Here is a 9,700-nt window from a genome sequence, read left to right as displayed (position 1 = left end):
CCCCCGTACCCCGCCATCGGCCCGGCCGCCGCGCTCCCCCGGTCAGCAGGCACCCAGGTCGCCGGTCACCTCGGTGGCCTCGGTGGCCTCGGTCATGTGAGTCACCCGGTCACCTGGGTGTGATCAGCCGCGCCTCGTACGCGAACACCGCCGCCTGTGTGCGGTCCCGCAGGCCCAGCTTCACCAGGATCCGGCTCACATGGGTCTTGATCGTGGACTCGGCGACGAACAGCCGCGAGGCGATCTCCGCGTTCGACAGGCCCTGCGCGATCAGGACCAGCACCTCCGTCTCCCGCTCGGTCAGCTCGCCGTAGGCCGCCTGCGCCGTGGCCGAGAGCCGCGGGGCGTCCGAGAGCTTGGAGAACTCGGTGATCAGCCGCTTGGTCACGGACGGAGCGAGCAACGCCTCCCCGGCCGCCACCACGCGCACCCCGTCGGCGAGTTGGCGCGCCGAGGCGTCCTTGAGCAGAAAGCCGGAGGCTCCCGCGCGCAGCGCCTGGTACACGTACTCGTCGAGGTCGAAGGTGGTCAGCACCAGCACCTTCGCGGCGCTGTCGGCGGCGACGATCTCCCGGGTCGCCTCGATGCCGTTCATCTCCGGCATGCGGATGTCCATCAGCACGACGTCCGGACCGAGCTCACGTACCCGCTCGACCGCGTCCCGGCCGTTGACCGCCTCGCCGACCACCTCGATGTCCGGCATCGCGCCGAGCAGCACCGAGAAGCCCTCGCGGACCATCACCTGGTCGTCGGCTATCAGGACGCGGATGGTGCCGTTCGTCATCCGGTTTCCTCCGCCGCCCGCAGCGGCACCGGCAGGAAGACCGTCACCTCGTATCCCCCGTCGTCCGTCTCGCCCGTCGTCATCTCACCGTCCAGCATCGTGACCCGCTCGCGCATCCCGGTGATGCCGTGCCCCGCGCCGTGGGTGGACTTCACCAGGGTCGTCGTCTGCGCGGGGCCGTTGACTATGCGCAGGCCGAGCCCGCCGAGAACGTAGCCGATCTCGACGCGGGCCGTCGCGCCCGGTGCGTGCCGCAGGGTGTTGCTCAGCGCCTCCTGGACGATGCGGTACGCCGACAGCTCCACTCCCTGCGGGAGTTCGCGCACCGCGCCCGTGACCGTCTTCTCCACGCTCAGGCCCGCCTCCCGCACATTGGCGAGGAGCGCGCCGAGGTCGGCGAGGGTGGGCTGCGGGGCGTCCGGAGCCTCGTAGTCCGCGGCACGTACGACACCGAGGACGCGGCGCAGCTCGGTGAGCGCCGCCACCGCGTTCTCCCGGATCGTGACGAAGGCCTGCTCCAGCTCGGGCGGTGGGTTCTCCACCCGGTAGGGCGCGGCCTCCGCCTGGATGGCGACCACCGACATGTGGTGGGCGACCACGTCGTGCAGCTCGCGGGCGATCGTGGTGCGCTCCTCCAGGAGGGTGCGCTTGGAGCGCTCCTGCGCCGTCTCCGACTGCTGGGCGGTCACCTCCTGCTCCGCCGTGCGGCGTATGTGCAGGACGGTGACGACCAGCAGGGCGAGAGCGGCGAGGAACAGCAGGGGCATCGAGTCGGTCGCGTAGTGCCCGGAGCCGAATACGGTCTCGGCCGCCGACCCGTACAACGCGGTCAGCACCCACATCCAGGCCGCGGTGCGCGGTCGGGTCCGCAGCGCCACGACCGTCAGCACCAGCAGGTGGGTGATGAAGGCGCCCGGCGGCCAGGGCCAGTCACCCCAGCTGTCGCTGAACACGACCACGAACGGTGTCGCCGCCATGGAGAACCAGAAGGCTCCGACCGGCCGGACGAGCGTCAGCAGCACCGGGAGCAGCGCGAGGAGGCTGGGCACCAGACTCCTGATGCCGGGGCCGCCTTGGTTCGCGGTGCTCGCGACGGCCATCGCGAGCAGTCCGCACGCCGCGACCACGGCGTGCGGAGTCCAGGCCGCGTACTCCCTGACGCGCTCGGGCAGGCGTCGGGTGAGCGGGCCGTCCACTCGCATCCGCGGCAGCGGACGGTAGGCGAAGGCATCGTGGAACAGGTCCTGCCGCAGCCCGCGCAGGGCGTCCGCGGCCAGCCGGAACTCCGGGCTGCGGGGCTTGGCCCCGCCCGGCGGCTTCATCTGCGTCTGGGTCGTCTCGGTCACGTTCAAAACGGTAGGCCGCCTGCCGGGTCGCGGTCGTCACCAGTGAGAAGGGTCCTGCGGGATCCGTCTCAGGTACTACGGGTATCCCCCCGGGAGGGATCCGGGGGACACCCGGGGGACGGGGTAGGCGCAGAAGTCCGCGGGCTCAGTAGCCGGACGGGCGTACCAGGCCCGACTCGTAGGCGAAGACCGCGGCCTGGGTGCGGTCGCGCAGGCCCAGTTTCACCAGGATGCGGCCCACATGGGTCTTCACGGTCTGCTCGGCGACGACCAGTCGCTCGGCGATCTCCGCGTTCGACAGGCCCTGCGCGATGAGGGCCAGCACCTCCGTCTCCCGCTCGGTCAGCTCACCCACGCGCTGCTTGAGCGGGGCACGGGGTGTGGAGTCCAGGCGGGAGAACTCGGCGATGAGACGGCGGGTGATCCCGGGGGCGAGCAGCGCGTCGCCCGCCGCCACCACCCGTACCGCCTCGGCCAGCTGGTCGGCGGACGCGTCCTTGAGCAGGAAGCCGGAGGCGCCGGCACGCAGCGCCTCGTACACATACTCGTCGAGGTCGAAGGTGGTGAGCACCAGCACCTTGATGTGCGGGGTCTCGCCGGTGATGCGTCTGGTCGCGTCGATGCCGCCGAGTTCGGGCATACGGATGTCCATCAGCACGACGTCCGGGGCGAGTTCGGCGACCTTGGCGATGGCGTCCAGGCCGTCGACCGCCTGGCCGACCACCTCGATGTCGGGCTGGGTGTTGAGCAGCACGGTGAAACCCTGGCGGACCATCTGCTGGTCGTCGGCGATCAGTACGCGGATGGTGCTGCTCGTCATCGGCTCTCGTCTCCTGTGCGGCCTGGGCGATCGACGTCGGTGGATGGGGAGGTGGCGGGGGAAGGAGCAGGGGAAGGGGCAGACGAAGGGTCGGTGGAAGAGGGAGGGGAAAGGTCGGTGGAGGGGGCGTCGCCCGTGACCGCGCCGTCGCGGGGCAGGAAGGCCGCCACCACGAAACCGCCGTGCGCGGTCTCGGAGGTCACGAGGGTGCCGCCCAGCATCGCGGCGCGCTCCCGCATGCCGAGCAGCCCGTGCCCCGCGCCCGGGGACGGCGGGGCGGGACGCTCGGGTCTGGAGTTGATCACCCGCACCTGCAGCCCGCGCGGGAAGTGCCACAGCTCGACGCGGACCACCGAACCGGGCGCGTGCCGCAGCGCGTTGCTCAGTGCCTCCTGGATGATCCGGTACGCCGACAGCTCCACGCCGGGCGGCAGCGGGAGCTGCTCGCCGGTGATCTCCGTGTTGACCTGGAGACCGGCGGCGCGGGTGTTCTCGACGAGGGCGTCGAGGCGGTCGAGCGTGGGCTGCGGGGAGTTGGGGGCGGCACCGGTGCCGGCACCGAGGCCGTACGGGTCCTCGGGGTTCTCGGAGCGCAGTACGCCGAGGACGCGGCGCAGCTCGGTGAGCGCCTCCAGGGCGTTCTGCCGGATCCCCTCGAGGTTCTCCTTCAGTTCGTCGGAGGGGTTCTCGACCAGGTGCGGGGCGACCTGGGCCTGGATGGAGATCACCGACATGTGGTGGGCGACCACGTCGTGCAGCTCGCGCGCGATCCGGCTGCGCTCCTCCAGGAGGGTGCGGCGGGCACGCTCCTCCTCGGTCTGCGAGGCCTGTTCGACGAGCTGGGTTCGGGCCTCGCGGCGGCCGCGCAGGGCGATGCCGAGGAGGACCACCGCGGCGAAGACGACGACCGCCAGGAACCCCGTCGAGTGGTACAGCTGTCCGCCGACGAGGCCCTGCATGACGTACGTCAGCAGGGCGGTCACGGACAGCGCGCCGATGGCCACCCGTGTGGGCAGCCGCAGCGCCAGCAGGAAGAGCACGAAGGCCTGCGCGACCAGCGCGGGCGAACTCCACGGCCAGTCGGGGCGCGGCGCACGGATGTCCGCCATCATGTGCGACCTGGCCCCGGCGGCGGCCAGGAGCGTGGCGCCCAGCGACAGCCACCAGGCCGGCACGGGCCGCCGCAGGGCGAGGGCGATCGCGACGCCCTGCGCGGCCCCGGTCACCTCACCCAGCGGGACGCCGAGTCGGTAGGTGTCGCTCAGCTCGGCCACGCCCGCGAGTGCGAGCCCGAGCGCGATCAGGCACAGCACCACGTGCGGCAGCCAGCGCAGCCAACGGGGCCGGGACAGCGGGGGCAGCGGGGCCACCGACGGTGAGGTGAGGTCGGTGAGGACCTCGCGCAGGAGCGCTCGGGTCGGCTCGCTGCTCGGCTCGCTGCTCGGGGGCCTCGGCTCGGCGCTGGTCACGTGATCAACCCTAGGCACCGCGGGCCGTTCGTGACCCCGCCGGACCGCCACGACGGTGGACGCGGACGACCCGGGAGGGGCGGCCGGAACGGCGGCGCGGACCTTGTTCGTAGGAGCGAAAGGCGACCCAGCAGACGCCGAGCGCGAAGGCGAAGACCGGAAGCCAGGCGAGGCGGGCAGCCACCCAGCCCAAACCGTCGGGAACCATGTGCAGACCGGGCAGCCTTCCCGCTGACAGGCCCACGGCGGTGACCGCCATCATGGATGTCTGGTGCCAGAGGAATATCGTCATCGCCGACAGATTGACCAGGGCCACCGCAGCCCACGCCAGGGGCCGCCGCATCCACCGGCGCAGCGACTCGCGCAGCAGAAGAGCGAGGCCGCACTGAGCCATGCCGAGGGTGACCGCGGCCAGCGTCGGCGGGTTCAGGTTCGAGACCGCCGCGCCCGGGACGCCGACCATCGACGCCGGGTAGCCGGCCCACATCACCAGCGCCGCGGTCGCCGCCGCGCCGCACAGGAGCAGCACCCAGCCCGCACGCCGCCGGTCCAACTCGCCGCGCGTCCAGGCCGCGCCCAGCGTGTACGGGACCATCCAGCCCGCCGCCACGTTCACCCAGCCGAGCCAGGACGGGCCACCGAGTCCGAAACGCATCAGGTCCACGTGGAGAACGACGGCCAGCGGCCACAGCGGGTTGAGCCGGGTGAGCAGGGGCGTCGCGGCCGTCAGTCCCGCGAAGACCAGGAGGAACCACAGCGGGGACAGGGCGAGTTTGACGAGGGTGTGGACCGTACCGACTCCGGTGCCCGACGCGAGCAGGCCGACGGTGGCCACCGTCCAGAGCGTCAGTACCGCGGCCACGGGTTTGAAGAGCCGTGTGAGGCGGGCGCGCAGCCACTGTCCGTACGTCGTGCCACGCGCCCGCGCCGACGCGTAGCTCTTCGTCGCCACATGGCCGCCCACCAGGAAGAACACCGCGAGTGTCTGGAAGACCCAGGAGATGGGGGCCAGCCACGGCATGTGCTGCAACGGGCTCGCCGTGTGCAGCGCGCCGCCGTCCGCGACCAGGGCCGTCACCAGCCAGTGGCCCAGGACCACGCCGAGGATCGCGAAGGCGCGCAGGGCGTCGACCGCGCGGTCCCGCTCCGCGGGGGTGGCGGCGTCGATACGGCGGGCGCCGTCTCCTATGGCGTGGGTGGCGGTGCGCAGGGCGACCGTGCGCGTAGGAGCGGAGGGGCGCGTGCGGCGCTTCGGTGTGGTCGGTGCGTTCTGTGCGGTCGTTCGGCGGGCGGCTGCCTGTTCATGAACCATCGACTTACGGACCATCGACTCACGCACGGGTTACCTCCGAGGTGTCTCCGAGGACGATCCGGGCGAGGTTGTCCAAGGACACGGAGCCCGGTTTGAAGTAGTCGCTGTGGCCGCCGGTGCCCGCCGTGAAGATGTGGGCGCCGAAGGCCGGGGACACCGGGTCGGCGCCGAAGCCGACGGTGGTGCCGAAGAGGTCCGCGTGGACGTGCGGGACGTTCACGATCCAGTCGTCGGCGCCTCGGGCCGCCCAGATCCGAGCGGAGGTGCGCAGTGCCGCCACGGAGTCCGCGCCGGTGCCCGGGCTGCCGATGAGGGCGATGTCGTCCGCGTCCAGCCCGTGCGCCGCGCGGCCGCAGACGACCGTGCCGTACGAGTGGCACAGCAGGGAGACGTGCGCCTTCTCGCCGACGACGCCCCGCAGTTCGCGTATGAACCGCTTCAGCTGCGGGGCCGCGTCCTCGGCGCGGCCGGTCGTCAGGACCGTGGTGCTGACCGTGCCCGGCGTCTCGTAGCCGAGCCAGGCGATGACCGCCGTATGCGGACGTGAGGGGGATACGTGGGATCCGTGGGATCCGTGGGATCCGTGGGATCCGTGGGATCCGTGGGATCCGTGGGATCCGTGGGATCCGTGGGATCCGTGGGATCCGTGGCGACGGTCGAGGCTGTTGAGGCGGTCTTGGAGGGCTGCCGCTCCCGCTCGGAAGCGGCCGTAGGTCTCCAAGGTCGTGTCGGAACCCGGGACCAGGACCGCGACGCGGTCCGCGTGGGCGAGGTCGCCGAGGACCTCGACGGCCAGGCCCTGGCCGCGCCCGTCGAAGGAGAGGAAGTGGCGGGAGGGGGCTGCCATGGCGCGGTCCGCGGCGGCGCGGGTGCGGTCGCCGTGGGCGGCGGCCATGCGGGACGCCTCCGCGGCGTTCGCCCGGTTCGCCGTGTAGGCCTCGTCCAGCGTCGCTGTCGTCGGCGGGGCGAGGGCGGCGGGGGCCGGGGCGGGGATCCGGGGGCGGGCCGCGGCGGAGACGGGGACGACCACGGCGGCCGTGACCAGGGCGGCGAGCAGGGTGCGGCTCAGGCGCCGGAGGAACCGGATACGGGGGGTGGGGGGCGGGGGCTCCGCCGGTCGAGCCGGAGGGGCCGGTTGAGCCGACGGGGCCGACGGGGCCGACGGGGCCGACGGGGCCAGCCGTACCGGCTCGAATGACTCCGTCGGCTCGGGTGGTGGACTGGACGGTTCACGAGGCGGTGCCGTCTGGGTGGCTTGTGTCGCCCTTCCCGCCGCGGTCGGCTTCCCCCGGAGCTCCATGGCGTCCTTCCCGTCCGGTCCGCCCGCTCATCGGGCGCCTCTGGATGGGAAGTTACGGATCGTGACGTGTCATTCGCGTCCCGCCAGGGAGCTCATCTTGGAGGTAGCTCTCAGGTACTACGGGTATGACCGGGGGACGCTACCAAGCCAGTTGGGCGATCTCCTCGGCCACCACCGCGCACGCGTCCGCCGCCGGGTCGATCAGCGGGAAGTGGCCCACGTCCTCCAGGAGCGTCAGACCCACCACCTCGCCCGCCCTCGCCGCCGCCTCCGCGTACGACTCGGCGACCGTCTCCGGGACGACGACGTCGGTGCGGCCCTGCACGAGGGTCGTGGCGATGCCGGTGGGGAGCAGGAACGCCGGGTCGGCGTACGGCTGCCGCTCCGCGAACCTGGCCTCGCCGCCGAGGAGTTGGCGGGAGGCTCCGGAGCAGACGTTCAGTTTCTCGGCGACCGCGAAGTCCGCGATCGGGGCGAGGGCCACGACACCGCGCAGCGGAGCGGGGCGGTCGGTGCGCCAAGGAGCGTCGGCGGGCAGGACGTGGCGGGCGGCGGCCCACAGGGCGAGGTGGCCGCCGGCCGAGTGGCCGGTGATCACCGTGCGGCGGAGGTCCGCCCGCGGCAGGTGCTCGCGGGCGAGCGCCGGCAGCGCGTCGAGTGCGGCCGCGATGTCGTCGAAGGTGTCCGGCCAGCGGCCCGCGACCGGGCCCTCGCCGCCCTGCGCGGGGATCGCGGCGCCCCGGCGGTACTCCACGTTGGCCACGGCGAAGCCCCGGCGGGCCAGGTAGTCCGCGAACGGGGTGATGTGGCGACGGTCGTACGGGGCGCGCCAGGCGCCGCCGTGCAGGACGATCACCAACGGGGCGGGAACCTCGGGGTCGAGTTCGCGCGGGGTGTAGAAGTCGATCACCTGGTCGGGATGGTCGCCGTACGTGGCGGTGACGTCGGGGTCGACCGGCGGGTGGGAGAAGGCCGAGGCCTCCTCGGCGGCGTCCCGTGCTGCGGCGTCGTCCGGCATGCTCCAACCTCTCAGCGGTGAAACGGATTTGGCGGACCAGGAGTGCATTCGGCCGTTGGCGGGGACGGTATCAGGCCCGTGACGTGCGTCTACACCCGGATGTCACGCTCGGTGAGGGGTAAACGGATCAGGTGTTTCGTTACGCTGGATGGGTCACGCGAACGGCATTGCTAAGGAGTCCGTCATGTCCGCCGAGTCCGGCACCGTAGGTCGTGGCGAGCCCGGCCTCGTGGGTCCTGGTGAACCCGGCACGGTACATCCTGGTGTGCCCGGCACCGTACGTCCTGGTGGGCGTACCGCCCGGGTTCGTGCGGCCGTGTTGCGTGCCGCGGGGGATGTACTCGCCGAGGAGGGGTTCGCGCATCTCGATCTCGCCGATGTGGCACGGCGGGCGGAGGTCGGGAAGACGACGGTGTACCGGCGGTGGGGGTCGGTGACGGGGCTCGTCGCCGATCTGCTGAGTGACATGGCGGAGCAGTCGTCGCCGCGTACGGAGACCGGGTCCGTACGTGGTGATCTGCGGGCCAACGCCGAGTTGGTGCGGCGGACGTTGGCCGATCCTCGGCAGGGGGCGTTGTTTCGGGCCGTGATCGCCGCGGCGACGTGCGATGTGCGTACGGCGGAGGCGTTGCGGCGGTTCTATGACGTGCGGGTGAGTGAGTGGGTGCCGTGTGTCGAGGAGGGGGTGGCTCGGGGGGAGCTGCCGGTGGGGACCGATGCGGCGATGGTCGTACGGGCGGTGTCGGCGCCGCTCTATTACTCGTTGCTGACTGTTGGGGCGGTGCCGGACGAGGGGGCTGCCGTGCGGGCGGCGGAGGGGGCGTTTGCTGCGGCGGTGGCGGGGGTGTACGTCGTCGGGGAGTGAACCGGCGTGGGGGCCGGCCGGGGGTTGATCGCCCCCGCCGCCCCTACCCGACCCATCCCCAGGGGCTACGCCCCTTCAACCCCACCAGGGGCTACGCCCCCAGACCCCCCGCGGGGCTCCGCGCCCGCACCCCGCCAGGGGTTACGCCCTCGCACCCCCGCGGGGATCCACCCCCGCACCCCGCCAGGGGCTACGCCCTCGCACCCCCGCGGGGATCCGCCCCCGCACCCCGCCAAGGGCTACGCCCCCGCACCCCCGCGGGGATCCGCCCCCTCACCCCGCCAAGGGCTACGCCCCCGCACCCCCGCGGGGATCCGCCCCCTCACCCCGCCAGGGGCTACGCCCTCGCACCCCCGCGGGGATCCACCCCTGCACCCCACGGGGGGCTGCCGCCCCCAGGACCCCCGCAGGGCTGCGGCCCGGAACCCCGCAGAACTCCGCCCCAGAACCCCGCAGGGTTTCGCCCCAGACCCCCGCAGGGCTGCGGCCCAGACCCCCGCAGGGTTTCGCCCCAGACCCCCGCAGGGCTGCGGCCCAGACCTCCACAGGGCTCCGGTCTCGCCCCTCGGGCACCGGACGGTCCGAGGCATTTGCCCCTCGGGCACCGGACGGTCCGAGGCATTTAGGGGCGCGGGGAACTGCGCGACCGGCCCCCAGCGGCCCGCACCCGGAAGACTGCGGCCGGGCGGGGATCCGGGGCGCAGCCCCGGTTCCAGGGGCGCAGCCCCGGATCCCAGGGGCGCGGGGAACTGCGTGATCAGCCCCCCAACCCATCCGCAGCCGAAC

8 protein-coding genes are annotated in these 9,700 nt (G+C 72.9%); 1 reads left to right on the top strand and 7 read right to left on the bottom strand.

All coding sequences use genetic code 11. The features are described from left to right. Positions 1-109: 109 nt before the first annotated feature. From ACFVWD_RS38975 to ACFVWD_RS38945, 7 genes are all read right to left on the bottom strand, one after another. Positions 110-784 carry a response regulator transcription factor gene (locus ACFVWD_RS38975; protein ID WP_054231357.1) on the bottom strand — a complete coding sequence of 225 codons (675 nt, stop codon included), beginning with the start codon at positions 782-784 and terminating at the stop codon, positions 110-112. Then, on the bottom strand, positions 781-2,130 hold the full coding sequence (locus ACFVWD_RS38970; protein WP_389602725.1) for a sensor histidine kinase: 1,350 nt from the start codon (positions 2,128-2,130) through the stop codon (positions 781-783). The genes ACFVWD_RS38975 and ACFVWD_RS38970 overlap by 4 nt, the downstream gene beginning before the upstream one ends. A 145-nt stretch (positions 2,131-2,275) precedes the next feature. After that, on the bottom strand, positions 2,276-2,950 hold the full coding sequence (locus ACFVWD_RS38965) for a response regulator transcription factor (protein ID WP_054231356.1): 675 nt from the start codon (positions 2,948-2,950) through the stop codon (positions 2,276-2,278). After that, positions 2,947-4,419 carry a sensor histidine kinase gene (locus ACFVWD_RS38960; RefSeq protein WP_389602724.1) on the bottom strand — a complete coding sequence of 491 codons (1,473 nt, stop codon included), beginning with the start codon at positions 4,417-4,419 and terminating at the stop codon, positions 2,947-2,949. The genes ACFVWD_RS38965 and ACFVWD_RS38960 overlap by 4 nt, the downstream gene beginning before the upstream one ends. Before the next feature lie 10 nt (positions 4,420-4,429). Beyond that, positions 4,430-5,731 (bottom strand): acyltransferase, encoded by a 1,302-nt coding sequence (locus tag ACFVWD_RS38955; RefSeq protein ID WP_389602743.1) that lies wholly within the window; start codon positions 5,729-5,731, stop codon positions 4,430-4,432. 19 nt (positions 5,732-5,750) lie between these two features. Next, positions 5,751-6,818, bottom strand: a complete 1,068-nt coding sequence (locus ACFVWD_RS38950) for an alpha/beta hydrolase (protein ID WP_389602742.1) — start codon at positions 6,816-6,818, stop codon at positions 5,751-5,753. Positions 6,819-7,170: 352 nt separating this feature from the next. After that, positions 7,171-8,049 carry an alpha/beta hydrolase gene (locus tag ACFVWD_RS38945; RefSeq protein WP_389602723.1) on the bottom strand — a complete coding sequence of 293 codons (879 nt, stop codon included), beginning with the start codon at positions 8,047-8,049 and terminating at the stop codon, positions 7,171-7,173. 184 nt (positions 8,050-8,233) lie between these two features. Between ACFVWD_RS38945 and ACFVWD_RS38940 the strand changes: the two genes are divergently transcribed. Next, on the top strand, positions 8,234-8,914 hold the full coding sequence (locus ACFVWD_RS38940; protein WP_389602722.1) for a TetR/AcrR family transcriptional regulator: 681 nt from the start codon (positions 8,234-8,236) through the stop codon (positions 8,912-8,914). Positions 8,915-9,700: the final 786 nt, after the last annotated feature.

This window comes from Streptomyces sp. NPDC058086 (assembly GCF_042885015.1).
In the GTDB taxonomy this organism is placed as follows: Bacteria; Actinomycetota; Actinomycetes; order Streptomycetales; family Streptomycetaceae; genus Streptomyces.
This window is presented reverse-complemented; position numbering and strand designations above follow the sequence as displayed.